The sequence below is a fragment of the Pseudomonas sp. NPDC090201 genome, assembly GCF_044746825.1.
Taxonomy (GTDB): domain Bacteria; phylum Pseudomonadota; class Gammaproteobacteria; order Pseudomonadales; family Pseudomonadaceae; genus Aquipseudomonas; species Aquipseudomonas putida_AD.
The window spans coordinates 103,160-120,065 of record NZ_JBIVCX010000010.1 but is presented as its reverse complement, the minus strand read 5'-3'; the positions used below and the strand labels follow the sequence as shown (position 1 = coordinate 120,065).

The 16,906-nt window shown below is 63.9% G+C and carries 14 protein-coding genes; all 14 read left to right on the top strand.

Annotated elements, in window-relative coordinates; all coding sequences use genetic code 11:
• Positions 1-1,181: 1,181 nt before the first annotated feature.
• The 14 genes from rfbF to pseI are packed head-to-tail and all read left to right on the top strand — an operon-like array spanning position 1,182 to position 16,560.
• Entirely contained in the window at positions 1,182-1,955 is a 774-nt protein-coding gene (gene rfbF, locus ACIPOO_RS21905; RefSeq protein WP_274132347.1) for a glucose-1-phosphate cytidylyltransferase, read from the top strand.
• Positions 1,937-3,019, top strand: a complete 1,083-nt coding sequence (gene rfbG, locus ACIPOO_RS21900) for a CDP-glucose 4,6-dehydratase (RefSeq protein ID WP_400609768.1) — start codon at positions 1,937-1,939, stop codon at positions 3,017-3,019. Before rfbF ends, rfbG begins: the two co-directional genes overlap by 19 nt.
• Complete coding sequence (locus ACIPOO_RS21895) at positions 3,016-3,576, top strand: dTDP-4-dehydrorhamnose 3,5-epimerase family protein (RefSeq protein ID WP_400609766.1); 561 nt, start codon at positions 3,016-3,018, stop codon at positions 3,574-3,576. Before rfbG ends, ACIPOO_RS21895 begins: the two co-directional genes overlap by 4 nt.
• Entirely contained in the window at positions 3,573-4,808 is a 1,236-nt protein-coding gene (locus ACIPOO_RS21890; RefSeq protein WP_400609764.1) for a methyltransferase domain-containing protein, read from the top strand. The genes ACIPOO_RS21895 and ACIPOO_RS21890 overlap by 4 nt, the downstream gene beginning before the upstream one ends.
• Positions 4,805-5,677: an NAD-dependent epimerase/dehydratase family protein gene (locus ACIPOO_RS21885; protein ID WP_400609762.1), complete on the top strand. Its 873-nt coding sequence runs from the start codon at positions 4,805-4,807 to the stop codon at positions 5,675-5,677. The genes ACIPOO_RS21890 and ACIPOO_RS21885 overlap by 4 nt, the downstream gene beginning before the upstream one ends.
• On the top strand, positions 5,667-6,761 hold the full coding sequence (locus tag ACIPOO_RS21880) for a class I SAM-dependent methyltransferase (RefSeq protein ID WP_400609760.1): 1,095 nt from the start codon (positions 5,667-5,669) through the stop codon (positions 6,759-6,761). The genes ACIPOO_RS21885 and ACIPOO_RS21880 overlap by 11 nt, the downstream gene beginning before the upstream one ends.
• Positions 6,758-7,492 (top strand): cephalosporin hydroxylase family protein, encoded by a 735-nt coding sequence (locus ACIPOO_RS21875; RefSeq protein ID WP_274132353.1) that lies wholly within the window; start codon positions 6,758-6,760, stop codon positions 7,490-7,492. Before ACIPOO_RS21880 ends, ACIPOO_RS21875 begins: the two co-directional genes overlap by 4 nt.
• Before the next feature lie 58 nt (positions 7,493-7,550).
• Positions 7,551-10,496, top strand: a complete 2,946-nt coding sequence (locus ACIPOO_RS21870) for a TIGR00180 family glycosyltransferase (protein ID WP_400609758.1) — start codon at positions 7,551-7,553, stop codon at positions 10,494-10,496.
• A gap of 24 nt (positions 10,497-10,520) precedes the next feature.
• Positions 10,521-11,522, top strand: coding sequence for a UDP-N-acetylglucosamine 4,6-dehydratase (inverting) (gene pseB, locus ACIPOO_RS21865; protein ID WP_400609756.1), 1,002 nt, complete (start codon positions 10,521-10,523; stop codon positions 11,520-11,522).
• Complete coding sequence (gene pseC / locus ACIPOO_RS21860) at positions 11,519-12,685, top strand: UDP-4-amino-4,6-dideoxy-N-acetyl-beta-L-altrosamine transaminase (protein ID WP_274132356.1); 1,167 nt, start codon at positions 11,519-11,521, stop codon at positions 12,683-12,685. Before pseB ends, pseC begins: the two co-directional genes overlap by 4 nt.
• Before the next feature lie 12 nt (positions 12,686-12,697).
• A complete protein-coding gene (locus ACIPOO_RS21855) occupies positions 12,698-13,318 on the top strand; it encodes a pseudaminic acid biosynthesis-associated methylase (protein WP_274132357.1) in 621 nt (206 codons plus the stop codon).
• The gene (gene pseF / locus ACIPOO_RS21850) at positions 13,315-14,016 is read left to right on the top strand and encodes a pseudaminic acid cytidylyltransferase (RefSeq protein ID WP_274132358.1); all 702 of its coding nucleotides are present in this window, start codon (positions 13,315-13,317) and stop codon (positions 14,014-14,016) included. The genes ACIPOO_RS21855 and pseF overlap by 4 nt, the downstream gene beginning before the upstream one ends.
• Positions 14,013-15,515: a UDP-2,4-diacetamido-2,4,6-trideoxy-beta-L-altropyranose hydrolase gene (gene pseG, locus ACIPOO_RS21845; RefSeq protein WP_400609753.1), complete on the top strand. Its 1,503-nt coding sequence runs from the start codon at positions 14,013-14,015 to the stop codon at positions 15,513-15,515. Before pseF ends, pseG begins: the two co-directional genes overlap by 4 nt.
• The gene (pseI, locus tag ACIPOO_RS21840; RefSeq protein ID WP_400609751.1) at positions 15,508-16,560 is read left to right on the top strand and encodes a pseudaminic acid synthase; all 1,053 of its coding nucleotides are present in this window, start codon (positions 15,508-15,510) and stop codon (positions 16,558-16,560) included. Before pseG ends, pseI begins: the two co-directional genes overlap by 8 nt.
• Positions 16,561-16,906 lie beyond the last annotated feature (346 nt).

Here is a 16,906-nt window from a genome sequence, read left to right as displayed (position 1 = left end):
TCGAAACGCCAGGTCTGACGCATTCGCGGGCAAGCCCGCTCCCACAGATTCTCGGCACAACCATAGATTACCGGCACATTCTCGGATACATGGGTGCACCCAATCCCGTAGCAGCCGGGCTTGCCCGCGGGTCGATCTTGCGGACGCCCCCGCCGGCAAGCCGTGCCGCAACGGACCGGCGGCGTACCCGGATCCCGCGTCCTCCGACGCTTTTGGTAGCAGTCCGGCTTGCCGGCGTCAGCGATCTCGCGGCCGCCCCCGCCGGCAAGTCGTGCTGCTACGGGTTTGTGGGGTGGTGGAGATCTCTGTGTGGGTCGGAATGGTGGGAGCGGGCTTGCCCGCGAAAGCGGTGGGTCAGGCGATATCGAAACGTCAGGTCTGATGCATTCTCGGGCAAGCCCGCTCCCACAGATTGTCGGCACAACCATAGATTGCCGGCACATTCACGGATTCCTGGGTGCACCCGATCCCGTAGCAGCCAGGCTTGCCCGCGGGTCGATCTCGCGGCCGTCCCCGCCGGCAAGCCGTGCTGCTACGGATCGGCGGCGACCCGGATCCCGCGTCAGCGATATCGCGGGCGCCGACGCCGGCAAGCCGGACTGCTACGGGGTTGCGGGGTGTTGGCGATTTCTGTCTGGGTCGGAGTCGTGGGAGCGGGCTTGCCCGCGAAAGCGGTGGGGCAGGCGATATCGAAACGTCAGGTCTGACGCATTCGCGGGCAAGCCCGCTCCCACAGATAGTCGGCACAACCACAGATTCTCGGCACAACCACAGATTGCTGGCACAACCACAGATTGTCGGCTCAACCATAGATTGCCGGCACATTCAAGGATTTCTGGGTGCACCCAATCCCGTAGCAGCCGGGCTTGCCCGCGGGTCGATCTTGCGGACGCCTCCGCCGGCAGGCCGTGCTGCTACGGACCGGCGGCGTACCCGGATCTCGCGTCCTCCGACGCTTTTGGTAGCAGTCCGGCTTGCCGGCGTCAGCGGTCGTATGCCAGAAAAACAGACGCCGCAAAACTGGCGCGCTTCCTGCAAGACCTCCCTTATATCGCCATAAATCGTGCATTCCAGGCGTTGCCCTGCACGGTGCGATGTCGATTTCGGTGATTGGTCCAGACGGCCTGCGAGGCGCGAAGAGCGCCAGCTTGAGCCCTGAACGAAACATGAGGGGAAGTGCAGTGAAAGCAGTAATTCTGGCGGGCGGTCTCGGTACCCGTATCAGCGAAGAGTCGCATCTGAAACCCAAGCCCATGATCGAGATCGGCGGAAAGCCAATTCTCTGGCACATCATGAAGCAGTACTCCGCCCACGGCATTCACGACTTCGTGATCTGCCTCGGCTACAAGGGCTATGCGATCAAGGATTTCTTCGCCAACTACTTCCTGCACACCTCCGACGTCACCTTCGACATGCGCAACAACCGCATGGACGTGCATCAGAACTACAGCGAGCCATGGCGCGTCACCCTGATCGACACCGGGGATGACACCATGACCGGCGGCCGCCTGCGTCGCGCCCAGCGCTACGTCGAAGATGAAGAAGCCTTCTGCTTCACCTATGGCGACGGCGTCTCGGACCTGAACATCGGCGCGCTGGTCGATTTCCACCGTGGCCACGGCAAGATGGCCACCGTGACCGCCGTTCAGCCTCCAGGACGCTACGGTGCGCTGGATCGCGATGGCGACCGCGTGCTGGGTTTCACCGAGAAGCCCCGTGGCGACGGTGGCTGGATCAACGGCGGCTTCTTCGTGCTGTCGCCCCGGGTGCTGCCGTTCATTGCCAATGACATGACCTCGTGGGAATCCGAGCCGCTGGCGCAACTGGCTGCCCAGGATCAACTGCGCGCGTACCAGCACGAAGGTTTCTGGCACCCGATGGACACCCTGCGTGACAAGAATCAGCTCGAAGAACTCTGGCAGAGCGGGGAGGCTCCATGGAAGCAGTGGAGCTGAGCCCGGCGTTCTGGCAGGGCAAGCGTGTCCTGCTCACTGGACACACAGGGTTCAAGGGCAGCTGGCTGGCGCTGTGGCTGGGCAGCATGGGTGCCCGGGTGACCGGCTTTGCCCTGGACCCCGGCACCGAGCCGAGCCTGTTCGAGCTTGCCCGTGTGGCTGAAGGCATCGACGACCGCCGTGGCGACCTGCGCGACCTCGGCGCACTGCTGGAGGTGATCGCAGACGTCGAGCCTGAAATCGTCCTGCACCTGGCGGCCCAGCCGCTGGTGCGCGAAGGCTATCGCGACCCGTTGGGCACCTACTCGAGCAACGTCATGGGCACCCTCAACCTGCTTGAAGCGGTGCGTCAGGTCGGCTGCGTGCGCGCCTGCGTGCTGGTGACCACCGACAAGGTGTACGCCAATCAGGAGTGGCTGTGGCCCTATCGTGAGAACGAGCCCCTGGGCGGCCACGACCCTTACAGCAGCAGCAAGGCGTGCTGCGAATTGCTCGCGCAATCCTATGCCGCATCGTTTTTTCATCCCGATAAATACGCCGAGCACGGCCTGGCCATCGCCACCGCCCGCGCGGGCAATGTGCTGGGCGGTGGTGATTTCGCCGCCGACCGCCTGATCCCCGATGTGCTCAAGGCATGGTCGGCGGGGGAGCCTGTGACCTTGCGTTATCCGCAGGCCGTGCGCCCCTGGCAACACGCCCTGGAGCCGCTGGCGGGTTATCTGCTGCTCGCCCAGGGGCTGTTCGAGCAAGGCCCGCAGATGGCGGGTGCGTGGAACTTCGGCCCCAGCGACAGCGACATGTGCACCGTCGGTGAAGTGGTCGCAACCCTCGCCAGCCACTGGCCTCAGGCGCCGGGGCTGCGGGTGGAAACCAGCGAGCTGCACGAAGCCGGTCTGTTGCGCCTGGACAGCAGCCGTGCGCGGCAGTTGCTCGGCTGGCAAGCGCGCTGGTCCTTGCAGCAATGCCTGCAGAACACCCTGGCCTGGCACTTGGCGTGGAAGGCCGGCGAAGACATGCGCGACTTCACCCTCTCGCAACTGAACCAGTACATGGAGCGCACATGATCGACATGCAATTGCGCGCCTTGCCGCTCAAAGGGCTGTTCAGCGTCCAGCACCGCCGTCACGCCGATCAGCGCGGGCAATTTTCACGGCTGTTCTGCGAGGGCAGCCTGGCCGCGTTCGGCCAGACTTTTCACATTCGCCAGATCAACCATTCCCGCACCACCGAGCAGGGCACGGTGCGCGGCATGCATTACCAGAAGGCCCAGGCCCCCGAAGCCAAGCTGATTACCTGCCTGCGCGGCGCCGTCTGGGATGTGGCCGTAGACCTGAACCCGGATTCGGCAACCTTCTTGCAGTGGCATGCCGAGCGACTGGAAGCTGGCGACGGGCGCAGCCTGTTGATTCCTGCAGGCTTCGCCCACGGATTCCAGGCGTTGACCGACGACGCCGAGCTTCTGTACCTGCACAGCGCCGATTATTCGGCCGAGCATGAGGCCGGTCTGTCGGCAAACGACCCACGGCTGGACATTGCCTGGTTGTTGCCTGTCAAGAATCTGTCGGCTCGCGACGCTGGCCATCCAATGCTGGACTCGACTTTTGCTGGAGTGCGTTTATGAATTGCCGTGGTTGCGGTGCGAAGCTTTCGCTGCCGCTGATCGATCTGGGCACTGCGCCACCGTCCAACGCCTACCTGCGGCCCGAGCAACTGACCCAGGCCGAGCAGTGGGTGCCGTTGAAGGTCGATGTGTGCGAACAGTGCTGGCTGGTGCAGACCGATGACTACACCAGCGCCGAAAGCCTGTTCGACGCCGACTATGCCTATTTCAGCTCGTTCTCCAGTTCCTGGCTGGCCCATGCCGAGCGGTACGTGGGCGAGATGGTCGAGCGCTTCGCGCTGAACGCTGACAGCCGCGTGGTCGAGATCGCGGCGAACGACGGTTACCTGTTGCAGTACGTGGCCGGTCGTGGCATCGGCTGCCTGGGCATCGAGCCGACCCGCAGCACCGCCGAGGCGGCGCGGGAGAAGGGCCTGGAAATCCGCGAGGTGTTTTTCGGCGAGGCCACCGCGCAGGCGCTGGTTGCCGAAGGCTGGTCGGCGGACCTGATGGCGGCCAACAACGTGCTGGCCCATGTGCCGGACATCAACGACTTTCTGCGCGGGTTCGCCACGCTGCTCAAGCCAACCGGTGTTGCGACCTTCGAATTCCCGCAACTGCTGGCGCTGATCGCCGGGCAGCAGTTCGACACCCTGTATCACGAGCATTATTCCTACCTGTCGTTGACTGCCGTGCAGACCCTGTGCGAACGCAACGGCCTGCAGGTCTTCGATGTGCAATCACTCACGACCCATGGCGGCTCGCTGCGGGTCTTCGTGCAACGTGGCAGCCTTTCGCAACCCGGCGCTCAAGCGGTACAGCCTGCGGTCGCGCAGCAGTTGCAGGCCGAGCTGGACGCCGGGGTGAAAACGCCGCAGTTCTACGCATCCCTGGCGCCTGCGGCCGAACGCATCAAGCATCAATTGCTGGGCTTCCTGCTCAAGGCCAAGGCAGAGGGCAAGCGCGTGGTGGGCTACGGTGCGGCGGCCAAGGGCAACACCTTGCTCAACTATGCCGGTGTCAAGCCGGACCTGCTGGCCTGGGTCGCCGACGCCAATCCGCACAAGCAGGGCAAATTCCTGCCGGGTAGCCGCATCCCTGTGGTTTCCCCCGAACGCATCGCCATCGAGAAGCCGGACTACGTGCTGGTGCTGCCGTGGAACCTGCTCAAGGAGATCGGCGAGCAGCAGAGCCACGTGCACGGTTGGGGCGGCCGTTTCGTGATTGCCGTGCCGGAGTTGACCTTCCTGTGAGCAATCGAACAGTTCTGGTGACCGGTGCGACCGGTTTCATCGGCCGGCACGTGGTGAAGGCGTTGCTGGCGCGCGGATTTGCCGTGCGTGCCGTGGCCCGTGACGCCGACAAGGCACGCAGCATGCCGTGGTATGGCGATGCCGCAGTCGAATTCGTCGCCGCGGACATCCATGCCGCCGCCACCGATGTGCCTGCGTTGAGCGAAGGCGTCGCCGCCTTGATGCACCTCGCCTGGCCGGGGCTGCCGAACTACGCGGGGCTGTTTCATTTCGAGGTCAACCTGCCCGCCGACTACGCCTTCATCAAGCAGGTGGTGCGCAGTGGTGTGAGCCAGGTTCTGGTCACCGGCACCTGCTTCGAGTACGGGCTGCAGAGCGGTCCGCTGAGCGAGTCGACGCTTGCCCAGCCCGTCAATCCCTATGGCCTGGCCAAGAACACCCTGCGCCAGTTTCTGGAAGCCCTGAGCCGCACCGAAGCGTTCACCTTGCAGTGGGCGCGGCTGTTCTACCTGCACGGCGAAGGGCAGAACCCCAACAGCCTGCTGGCGGCCCTGGAGAGAGCCATCCAGGCTGGCGATACGCAGTTCGACATGTCCCCGGGGGATCAACTGCGCGACTACCTGGCCGTGGAAGACGCGGCGGCCTGCCTGGTGACGGCGCTGGAGCATCCACAGTTCGCCGGCGTGTTCAATTGCTGCAGCGGCCGGCCCGTGTCGGTGCGGGCGCTGGTCGAGGACTACCTGCAGGCGCGCGGCGCAAAGATTTCACTCAACCTTGGCCATTACGGCTACTCGGCTCATGAACCCATGGCGTTCTGGGGCACCCGGGATCGGCTGCAGCAATTGTTAGGGGGCTCTGATGGTGCGTGAATTGTATCGGGCGATGGATCTGCCGGTGTTGCAGAACCGCACCTTCGCCGAACCGCACTCGGCGCGGCAGTCGGGCAGGGCCGATCTGGTGCTGGTCCAGGACGAAGAAACCGGCCTGATCTACAACCAGGCCTTCGATCCGGCCAAGCTGATCTATGACAGCAACTACCAGAACGAACAGGCCCACTCGGCGCTGTTCAAGCAGCATCTCGAGGTCGTGGAAGGCATCCTGGCGCGTCATTTCACCGGCAAGGTGCTGGTCGAAGTCGGCTGCGGCAAGGGTTACTTTCTGGAGATGCTCGCTGGCAGGGGCTATGACATTCGCGGCGTCGACCCGGCCTACGAGGGCGATAACCCGGCGGTCATCAAGGACACCTTCAACCCGCGCCTGGGCATTCGTGCCGACGGTGTGGTGCTGCGCCACGTGCTCGAACACATTCCGGACCCCATGGCGTTTCTGGCGCAAATCGCGGCGGCCAACCATGGCGGCCAGATCTACATCGAGGTGCCATGCTTCGACTGGATCCTGGAGCATCGCGCCTGGTTCGACCTGTTCTACGAACACGTCAATTACTTCCGCCTCGAAGACTTGCGCCAGATGTTCGGCAACGTCCAGGAGTCCGGCTACCTGTTCAACGGCCAGTTCCTGTACGTGGTGGCCAACCTTGCGAGCCTGCGCCGCCCCGTCGCCAATGCCACCACCGCAGTGAGCATGCCCGCGGCCTTCGACAGCAGCCTGAACCGCGCCATCGAGGTTATCAAGGCTGCGCCGCACAAGGGCGTGGCGGTGTGGGGCGGGGCGTCCAAGGGCGTGATTTTCTCGCTGTTCCTGCAACGCATGGGCATCGAAGTCGATTACGTGGTGGACATCAATCCACAGAAGCAGGGGCAGTTTCTGCCGCTCAGCGGACTGCGCGTGTCATCCCCCGAAGAAGCCATGAGCAGTTGGCCCGCGGGCACGCACCTGTTCGTGATGAATTCCAATTACCTAGAAGAAATCAAACGGATGACGGGCGGCGCGTGCGTGTATCACGCCGTGGACGACGCCGTTTTCCATTCCCAGATCGAGGCTGCAAACCAATGACTACAAACCCCGCTCAAGTGTTTCAGGAAGAGTGCAAGGCCGAAGTGGCTGCCCAGGGCCAGGACAAGAGCCTCGTCGCGCTGGGTCAGCAGTTCTACAACGAGTCGGCCAGGCACAAGTACACCTACCACTTCTCGTGGATGGGCCGTCCGATCATTCAGACCCCGCAGGACATGATCGCCATGCAGGAGCTGATCTGGGCAGTGCGCCCGGACGTGATCATCGAAACCGGCATCGCCCATGGCGGCTCGATCCTCTACTACGCCTCGCTGCTGCAGTTGATCGGCCACGGTGAAGTGATCGGCATCGATATCGACATCCGCCAGCACAACCGCGAGGCGATCGAAGCCCACCCGATGAGCCACCGCGTGAGCATGATCCAGGGTTCGAGCATCGATCCTGCGCTGGTCGAGCAGGTCCGCGCGCGCGTTGCCGGCAAGAAGGTCATGGTGGTGCTGGACTCCAACCACACCCACGAGCACGTGCTCGAAGAACTGCGCCTGTACGCACCGCTGGTGTCGGTCGACAGCTATTGCGTGGTCATGGACACCGTTGTCGAAGACATGCCCGAAGACGCCTTTCCGGACCGTCCATGGGGCAAGGGTGACAACCCCAAGACCGCCGTGTGGGCCTACCTCAAGGAAAACGACGACTTCCAGATCGACGTTTCGGTGCAGAACAAGCTGCTGATCACCGTTGCCTCCGACGGCTACCTGCGTCGCGTTCGCTAACCCATGAATTCAGAGCTTGCGCCTCGGTCGAGCGGCTCGTCAGTGTCAGGATGAAGGTATGAAAGGTCGTAACAGTCTGGAAGTGGCAGCCTCGCTCAACGAGCTGCTGACAGTGGTATTGCTCAGTCACAACCGCCCGGCGTTCCTGCGCCGGGCCATGGCCTATTACAGCGCGCTGTCGTGCCGTGTGCTGGTGCTGGACTCGTCCACCCAGGCGTTGGATAGCGCCGAGACCCGCCATCCGTTCGTGGACTACCAGCACGTCTCGCAATTCGCCTACTGGGGCTTCCAGGCCAAGCTGGCCCACGGCGTCGGGCTGGTCGAAACGCCGTACATGGTGCTGGCCGCCGACGACGATTTCATCGTGCATGACTCCCTGCACCAGACCCTGGCGTTCCTGGAGAGCAACCCCGACTACGGCCTGTGCCACGGCTATTGCATGATGTACGTGTCGCAGGCCAACAGCGTCGGCTACCTGCGCCGGGACAAGAAGGTGCGCGAAGACTACGACGACGAGAGCGCCGAAGACCGCATCGTCTCGTACATGGGGCAGTACCTGCCGCCGTTCTACGCCGTGACCCGCACCGGGCTGCTCAAGGACTTCTTCGAGGCGATGCCCGATCGTGGCTTCGAGTGGATGGAAATCGGTCACGTGTACTACCTGCTGGCGCGCGGCAAGGCACGCGTGCTGCCGATTCCCTACGTGGTGCGCGAGGTCAACGTCGGCGAGTCCGAGCACCGCACCGACGTCTACCACAAACTCAGCTACCTGGACCCCAAGACCGTCGCCGAGCGCGAGGCCTATGCCGAGTTTCTTGCCGCGTTGCCGACCCAGGTGGTCGCCAGCGACGCCGAGCACGGCAAGCAGATCGCCCTGCGCGCGTTCGATGCCATGGCCCAGGGCTTGCGCGAACGCGCGTCGCTGACCATCGAGCCGATCTTCCGCTCGGTCTGGACTGACCCGCTGTTGCCGCCTGACCGCACCTTCGGGCCGCGTCAGTACGTCGAGATGCCGTTCTACAACAAGCCGTTCTTCGACACCCTGGCCGAGTATGAATTTCTCCTGCACGCGATGCCTGCCGGGCACCTGCAACTGGCAGAACTCGAAGGCGTGTGGGTGCGGCAACAGGCGTTGCTGCAGATCCACGACAATGACGTGCTCGAAACCATCCTCAACCGGTTGTGGCAGGCGGTGGAACTCAGCCCGTTCAATCGCGAAGTGGTCAACGCCCTGGCGCTGCGCCTGAGCCAGCAGAGCGAAGCGGGGGTGGAAGAAGCTCGCGAAGACGCGCTGACCATGGCCGCCTGGGCCGAACGCCTGGCCGCCGCCTCGGAATACGATTACCGCAAGACATTCGACAGCATGCAGTCGGGCCGTGTCCTCAAGTGGCTGCAAGAGCGCAGCCCGGATGCAGCGCAAGGCGCAGCGCTGGGCCAGCACCTGGCAGAGCTGGGCGGCGGGCCGCAGTTCGGTCTGTTCCTGCTGGACCTGGACAACGACATGGAGCAGTTGCAGGCCACCCTCGACAGCCTGGTCGAAGGCTACTGCAAGCGCTTCAAGATCGTGGTCTTCACCACCGGTGAACCGCCTGCCGCCACGGCGGTCAACAACACCCTGCATTTCGTCGAAGTGACCCGCAACAACTACGTCGACAAACTCAACCAGATGGCGCGCCAGACCGAGTGCGACTGGGTAATGCTGGCGCAGGTGGGCGATGTGTTCACCCCCGGCGGCCTGGTGCGCGCGAGCCTCGAGCTGCAAGGCGCGCCTGGATGTCGCGCGGTGTCCGTGGACGAAGTCCAGCGTCTGGAAAGCCATGCGCTGGCCGATGTCCTGCGCCCCGGTTTCAACTTCGACCTGCTGCAAGCGGTGCCGTCGGTAATGGCCCGCCACTGGCTGGTGCGCCGTGATGTGCTGCTGGATGTCGGTGGCTACTCGGCGGACTTCAGCGAGGCGCTGGAATTCGACCTGCTGCTGCGCCTGGTCGAGGAGGAGGGCATGAACGGCCTGGCCCATCTGGACGAGCCGCTGCTGATCTGTCACGCACAGCCCATGAAGGACAATGAACAGGAGCGCATGGCCCTGAGCCGTCACCTGTCGGCCCGTGGTTACAAAGCGTTGATCAGCTCCTCGCAACCGGGTGTCTATCAGATCGACTACCGTCATACCGCGCGACCACTGGTGTCGATCATTCTCAATGGCGAGGCCGGGCTGCCGGCGTTGCAGAACTGCCTGACCAGCATCCTGCAGCGCACCCGCTACAGCTTGTACGAGGTGCTGGTGGCGGTGGCGCCGGCGCAGGAAGTCGAGCTGGCTGCCTGGCTGAACGAGCAGGGCAAGATCGCAGCCCAGGTGCAGGTGGTCGCCAACCGCGATGGCCTGAGCCATGGCGCATTCGTCAACACGGTTGCCGCCCAGACCAACGGCGAGTATCTGGTGCTGATGGCGGCCGATGCCCAACTCATCAGCCCCAACTGGCTGGGCTCGCTGCTCAACCAGGGCCTGCGCGCCGAAGTCGGTGCGGTGGGCGCGAAACTGCTGGACGAAGACGGCAAGGTCACCCAGGGAGGGCTGCTGCTGGGCTTCGACGGCGGCATTGGTTCACCGTTCGTGGGCCAGGGCAAGGACGAAGACGGCTACATGTACCGCGCGGTGGTCGAACAGAATCACTCGGCGCTTTCCGGCACCTGCATGATGGTGCGCAAGGAGGTATTCGATGCCGTGGGCGGGCTGGACGAAGGCCCGTTGGCCGAGGCATTTGCCGACGTCGACCTGAGCCTGAAAGTCGCTCAGGCAGGTTATCTGCTGGTCTGGACGCCGCAGGTGCAACTCACCCACCCGGGCGTGCTGCCCGATGCACCCGAGGCCCTGGCGGCGCTGCGGGAGAAATGGGCTGACGCCTTCGCCCGGGACCCGGCCTACAACCCCAATCTGGCACAGACCGGCAAGGCCTATTCTCTCGGTCAGGCCAGTGGTGCCCACTGGCAGGAATTCCTGGCGTAGTCGCACGGGAAAAAGGACGCACTCATGTTCAACGGCAAATCAGTGTTCATCTCAGGCGCGACCGGCTCGTTCGGTCGCCAGTTCATCCGCACGCTGCTGGCGCGTTACCAGCCGCGGCGAGTGGTGGTGTTTTCCCGCGACGAGCTCAAGCAGTACGAGATGCAGCAGGAATTCAACGCACCCTGCATGCGTTATTTCCTGGGCGACGTGCGCGATGCCGAGCGGCTGGTGCAAGGCATGCGCGGCATCGACTATGTGGTCCATGCCGCCGCGCTCAAGCACGTGCCCGCAGCGGAATACAACCCGACCGAATTCATCCGCACCAACGTCAACGGCGCCGAGAACATCATCGCGGCAGCCATTGCCAACGGCGTGAAGAAAGTCGTCGCGCTGTCCACCGACAAGGCCGCCAGCCCGATCAACCTGTACGGCGCGACCAAGTTGCTGTCGGACAAGCTGTTCGTGGCCGCCAACAACATCGGCGGTGAGGAGCAGACCCGCTTTGCCGTGGTGCGCTACGGCAACGTGGCAGGCTCGCGGGGTTCGATCGTGCCGTTTTTCAACAAGCTTATCGCAGGCGGCGCCAAGGAGCTGCCGATCACCGACCCGCGCATGACGCGCTTCTGGATCACCCTGGACCACGGCGTGGATTTCGTCATGCAGAGCTTCGAGCGCATGCACGGCGGCGAAGTGTTCGTGCCCAAGATTCCGTCGGTGCGCATCGTTGATCTGGCCCAGGCCATGGCCGCTGACCTGCCGCACAAGGTGGTGGGCATTCGTCCCGGCGAGAAACTGCACGAACTGATGGTGCCCCAGGACGATGCGCGCATGACCCTGGAGTTCGACGATCACTACACCATCGTGCCGTCGATCCGCTTCAACAACGTGGACACCGATTTCGCCATCGATGCGACCGGAGCCGCCGGGCGTGCGGTGGCCGATGACTTCGAGTACCGCTCCGACACCAATCCGGATTTCATGTCGGTCAAACAGATCGGCGACCTGCACGCCGGCATCACGCCATGATTCCCTACGGGCGGCAGAGCCTGGATCAGGCCGACATCGACGCGGTGGTGGCTGTGCTGCAATCGGACTGGCTGACCCAGGGGCCGACCATCGAGCGCTTCGAAGCGGCCATGGCCGAGCGTTGCGAAGCCGGCTTCGGCATCGCTGTCAGCAACGCCACCGCAGCCCTGCACATCGCCTGCCTGGCCGCAGGGCTAGGGGAAGGGGATGCGTTGTGGACCAGCCCCAACACCTTTCTGGCCTCGGCCAACTGCGGGCGTTACTGCGGCGCCGATGTCGATTTCGTCGACATCGACCCCTTGACCTGGAACCTCGACGTCAACGCCCTTGAGCACAAGCTGCGTGCAGCCGAGCGCATCGGCAAGCTGCCCAAGGTGCTGGTGGCAGTGGCCTTCTCGGGCCAGAGCTGCGACATGCGGGCGATTGCCGAGCTGGCCAGAACCTACGGTTTCATCGTCATCGAAGACGCCTCCCACGCTGTCGGCGCCCGATACGCCGGACGGCCGGTGGGCTGTGGCGAGTTCGCCGACATGACGGTGTTCAGCTTTCATCCGGTGAAAATCATCACCACCGGGGAGGGCGGGCTGGTGCTGACCAATCGCCCAGAACTGGCCGAGCGCCTGCGCCGCCTGCGCAGCCACGGCATGACCCGCGACCCTGCACAGATGGACGAACCCAGCCACGGCCCCTGGTATTACCAGCAGGTGGAACTGGGCTTCAATTACCGCATCACCGACATGCAGGCAGCGCTCGGGCTGTCGCAACTGGGCAAGCTCGATGGCTTCCTGGCGCGCCGGCGTGAACTGGCAGCGCGTTATCAGCAGTTGCTGGCGGACCTGCCCCTTGACCTGCCAACGGCGCAGGCCGACGCCGAATCGGCCTGGCACCTCTACGTGGTACGTTTGCAGACGCAGCGCCTGGCCGTGAGCCACCGCGAAGTGTTCGAAGGCTTGCGCGCCGCCGGCGTCGGGGTCAACGTGCATTACATCCCCGTGCACCTGCAGCCGTATTATCGGGACCTGGGGTTCATCGCCGGAGACTTCCCCGAGGCCGAAGCCTACTACGCCCAGGCCATCAGCCTGCCGCTGTTCCCGGCCATGACGCACGAACAACAAGACTTCGTGATCGGGCAGCTCAAGACGCTGCTGGTTACCTCAGATTGATGGATGCAGCATATGCGTGAACTGACTGAACAAGAGCAATTCTGGCAAGGCGACTTCGGCGACCAATACGTGGGGCGCAACCAGGGCCAGGCGCTGATCTCGGCCAACCTTGCGCTGTTCGCCAAGGCGTTGGGCCGGACCCAGAAGCTCGGTTCGCTGCTGGAACTGGGCACCAACACCGGCAACAACCTGCAGGCCCTGCGTCAGTTGTTGCCGGGTTGCGAACTGGCAGGTGTCGAGATCAACGCCATGGCCCACGCCCAGGCCCAGGCACTGGAGATCGCCAGCGTCTGGCACGGTTCGCTGTTCGACTTCCCCCGCGAGCGCCAGTACGACCTGACGCTGAGCAAGGGCGTGCTGATTCACCTGGCACCCGAGCTGTTGAGCCAGGCCTATGACCAGCTCTATCACCTGAGCAAGCGCTATGTGCTGATTGCCGAGTACTACAACCGTGCGCCGGTGGAGGTCGCTTATCGCGGCAACAGCGGCAAGCTGTTCAAGCGCGATTTCGCCGGGGAGATGCTGGATCGTTTCGCCGATCTGCAGCTTGTCGACTACGGCTTCGGCTATCACCGCGATCCGCAGTTTCCGGTGGACGACATCACCTGGTTCTTGCTGGAAAAACGTTCGTGAGTGCCGTGGCGATCATTCCGGCACGCGGTGGCAGCCAGCGGATCGCGCGCAAGAACATAAAGCTGTTCAACGGCGAACCCATGATCGCAGGTTCCATCCGCACGGCGCTCGCTTCAGGGGTGTTCGATGCAGTGGTGGTCAGCACCGATGACGAAGAAATCGCCGAGGTCGCGCGGGCCTGCGGTGCGCAGGTGCCGTTCATGCGCCCGGCGCAACTGGCCGACGCTTACACCGGCACCGCACAGGTGATCGAACATGCCATCGGCGCGATGGGGCAGCGCTTCGATTATACCTGCTGCATCTACGCCACCGCGCCCTTATTGCAGGCGCGCTTCCTGCGTCAGGGGCTTGAACTGCTCGAGGCGGCACCGGACAAATCCTATGCGTTCTCGGTGTGCAGCTTCGGCTTTCCGATCCAGCGCGCGCTGACGCTCAACGACAGTGGCGCGCTGCAAGCGTTGTACCCTGAATTCCGTAATGTTCGCTCACAGGACCTGCCGGTGGCGTATCAGGACGCCGGGCAGTTCTACTGGGGGCGTACCGAGGCTTGGCTGCGCGGTGACCTGCTGTTTTCCGAGGCGAGCCTGCCGGTGATCCTGCCCCGGCATCTGGTTCAGGACATCGATAACGAAGAAGACTGGCTGCGCGCCGAATACCTGTATGCCGCGCTCAAGGCGGGGGGAGAACTCGATTCATGAGAGTGCTGATTCGCGCCGACGCCTCGATCAACATCGGCAGCGGCCATATCGCCCGCTGCCTGACCCTGGCCAAGGTGCTGCGCAAGGACGGCGCCGAGGTGGCGTTCGCCTGCCGGCAACTGCCGGGCCATCTGCTGCAACGCCTGACCGATGAGGGCTACGTCGCCCATGGCTTGCCCGAGCGCTACCCTCAGGAGCAAGGCGGGGTGGACATCGAAGCCTCTCTGCCGTGGCAGGCCGACATCGATGCGCTGGCGCAGGCGCTTGGCGAGCAACCACGCTTCGACTGGCTCATCGTCGACCATTACGGTCTGGATGCGCGGTGGGAAAAGGCAGCCCGTCAATTCGCCGACCGGCTGATGGCCATCGACGACCTGGCCAACCGGCCCCACGCGGTAAACGTGCTGCTCGATCAGAACTACAGCGCACAGGCCCAGGAGCGGCCCTATGCGCGTTGGGTCGATGCCGACTGCCGCACCTTCCTGGGCCCGCACTACGCGCTGATGCGCGACGAATTTCGATGCGAGGCCATCGCCATCAAGCCTGTGGTCAAGCGGGTGATGGTCAACTTCGGCGGCTTCGATGCAGCGCGGCAGGTCTATGCCACGATGCTGGCGCTGCAGGGGTTCGACGATCTTGAAGTGGACTTCGTCGCCGGGCTGCACAACCCCGAGTGGGACGCTATGTGGGCGTTGGTCGAGTCCCGTCCGAACTGGCGATTGCACACGCTGGTGAGTGATTTTCTCGGCCTGATGCAACAGGTCGATCTGTTCATCGGGGCGGGCGGCGGCACCACCTGGGAGCGGGCGGCGCTGGGCTTGCCGACGATCTGCATCTCGGTCGCCAACAATCAGCAGCTCAATGCGCAACTGATGGCCGAGGCGGGCGGGCACCTGTATCTGGGGCCCCACGAAACGCTGGATCCGCAGCGCCTGGTGCAGGCCATTTCGACGCTGCGTGATGACCAGGAGCTGCGCCGCAGCTATGCCATGCACTCTCGCGCACTGGTGGACGGCAACGGTGCCCGGCGGCTGGCCGTTGCGCTGATGGGGCCGTTGCTGCAATTGCGCCAGGCCACTGGGCTGGACGCCGCTTTACTCTTCGAAGGCCGCAATGCAGAGCATGTGCGCCGTTGGTCGTTCAACCCCGAGCCGATCGACTGGGATGCCCATATGGCCTGGCTGGCACGCAGCCTTGAGAACCCGCAACGGCTGATCCTGATCGCCGAAACCGCCCAGGGGCCGGTTGGCGTGGTGCGCTACGATCTACAGGACGCAACGGCCGAGGTCTCGATCTACCTGTTCGAGGGGCAGACCGGCGTGGGTTGGGGCGCGGCACTCTTGAACAGCGGGGAGCGTTTCCTGCACCGCCACTGGCCGCAGGTCCGCATGATCGCGGCGCAGGTGATGGACGCCAACAGCGCCTCCCATTCTCTTTTTACCAAGGCCGGTTATCTGCAGGCCGGCCAGCAATACCAGCGAGTGATCAGCGATGAATAGCTTCAAGATCGGTTCAAGAATCATCGGCCCCGATGCGGCGCCCTTTGTCATCGCCGAAATGAGCGGCAACCACAACCAGTCCCTGGATCAGGCGCTGCGTATCGTTGACGCCGCCGCGAAGGCCGGGGCCCATGCGCTCAAGCTGCAAACCTACACCGCCGACACCATGACCCTGGACATTGCCGAAGGCGAGTTCTTCATCAAGGACCCCAACAGCCTGTGGGCGGGGTCCTCGCTGTATGCCCTGTATCAAAAGGCCCACACGCCGTGGGAATGGCATGCGCCGATCTTCGAGCGCGCCAGGGCGCTGGGGATGCTGGCGTTTTCCACGCCGTTCGATGAGACGGCGGTGGACTTTCTCGAAAGCCTGGACGTGCCGGCGTACAAGATCGCCAGTTTCGAGAACACCGACATTCCGCTGATCCGCAAAGTGGCGGCCACCGGCAAGCCGATGATTATCTCCACCGGCATGGCCAGCCTCGCCGAACTCGACGAAAGCGTGCGTGCTGCCCGCCAGGCCGGATGCAAGGACCTGGTGCTGCTCAAATGCACCAGCACCTATCCGGCATCGCCCGAGAACAGCCATATTCGCACCATCCCCCATCTGGCCGGGTTGTTTGGCTGCCAGGTGGGACTGTCCGATCACACCATGGGGGGCGGGGTGTCTGTCGCGGCGGTGGCGATGGGTGCGACGGTGATCGAAAAGCACTTCACCCTCGACCGCGCAGACGGCGGGGTGGACGCGAGTTTTTCCCTGGAACCTGCCGAAATGGCCAGCCTGGTGATCGAAACCGAACGTGCCTGGCAGGGGCTTGGCCAGGTGCGCTACGGCGCGACCCAGGCTGAGCAGAAGTCCCTGGTGTTCCGGCGCTCATTGTACGTGGTCAGGGACATGGCCGAGGGCGAAGTCTTCAGCCCCGACAACGTCCGCGCCATCCGGCCCGGCCTTGGCCTGGCGCCCAAACACATCGACACCGTGCTCGGCCGCAAGGCGCGCCAGCCGATCAAGCGCGGAACGGCACTTAGCTGGGACATCGTTGGCTGATCGCCCGAGGTCACTGCGGACTACGATCATAAAACTGTGGGAGCGGGCTTGCCCGCGAAGGCGGTGGCCCGGACAGCGTGGTGGTGCCTGATATTCCCCATCGCGGGCGAGCCCGCTCCCACAGGAATGGGTTCATGGCCTGATGGCAAGGCGGCTTCAATAACGCCCCCGCCGGCAAGCCGTGCTGCTACGGGTCGGAGTTGTGCTTTAGATTTTGATCTCGCTTTTGATCTTCATGCGCGATGGCCCAGACACCGCCGAACGCGACGTAAAGGCGCCAGGCCGAGCGCAGGCGTCGTGCAGGGGGATGAGCGGCAGGAAGCCGCGAAAGCCGTGCGGGCCATGG

Bases quoted from the DNA above. Each gene is read 5' to 3' on its own strand.
- pseG (WP_400609753.1), top strand. From the start codon at position 14,013: ATGAGAGTGCTGATTCGCGCCGACGCCTCGATCAACATCGGCAGCGGC.
- rfbG (WP_400609768.1), top strand. From the start codon at position 1,937: ATGGAAGCAGTGGAGCTGAGCCCGGCGTTCTGGCAGGGCAAGCGTGTC.
- pseB (WP_400609756.1), top strand. From the start codon at position 10,521: ATGTTCAACGGCAAATCAGTGTTCATCTCAGGCGCGACCGGCTCGTTC.
- ACIPOO_RS21855 (WP_274132357.1), top strand. From the start codon at position 12,698: ATGCGTGAACTGACTGAACAAGAGCAATTCTGGCAAGGCGACTTCGGC.
- ACIPOO_RS21880 (WP_400609760.1), top strand. From the start codon at position 5,667: ATGGTGCGTGAATTGTATCGGGCGATGGATCTGCCGGTGTTGCAGAAC.
- ACIPOO_RS21890 (WP_400609764.1), top strand. From the start codon at position 3,573: ATGAATTGCCGTGGTTGCGGTGCGAAGCTTTCGCTGCCGCTGATCGAT.
- ACIPOO_RS21895 (WP_400609766.1), top strand. From the start codon at position 3,016: ATGATCGACATGCAATTGCGCGCCTTGCCGCTCAAAGGGCTGTTCAGC.
- ACIPOO_RS21870 (WP_400609758.1), top strand. From the start codon at position 7,551: ATGAAAGGTCGTAACAGTCTGGAAGTGGCAGCCTCGCTCAACGAGCTG.
- pseI (WP_400609751.1), top strand. From the start codon at position 15,508: ATGAATAGCTTCAAGATCGGTTCAAGAATCATCGGCCCCGATGCGGCG.
- ACIPOO_RS21875 (WP_274132353.1), top strand. From the start codon at position 6,758: ATGACTACAAACCCCGCTCAAGTGTTTCAGGAAGAGTGCAAGGCCGAA.
- pseC (WP_274132356.1), top strand. From the start codon at position 11,519: ATGATTCCCTACGGGCGGCAGAGCCTGGATCAGGCCGACATCGACGCG.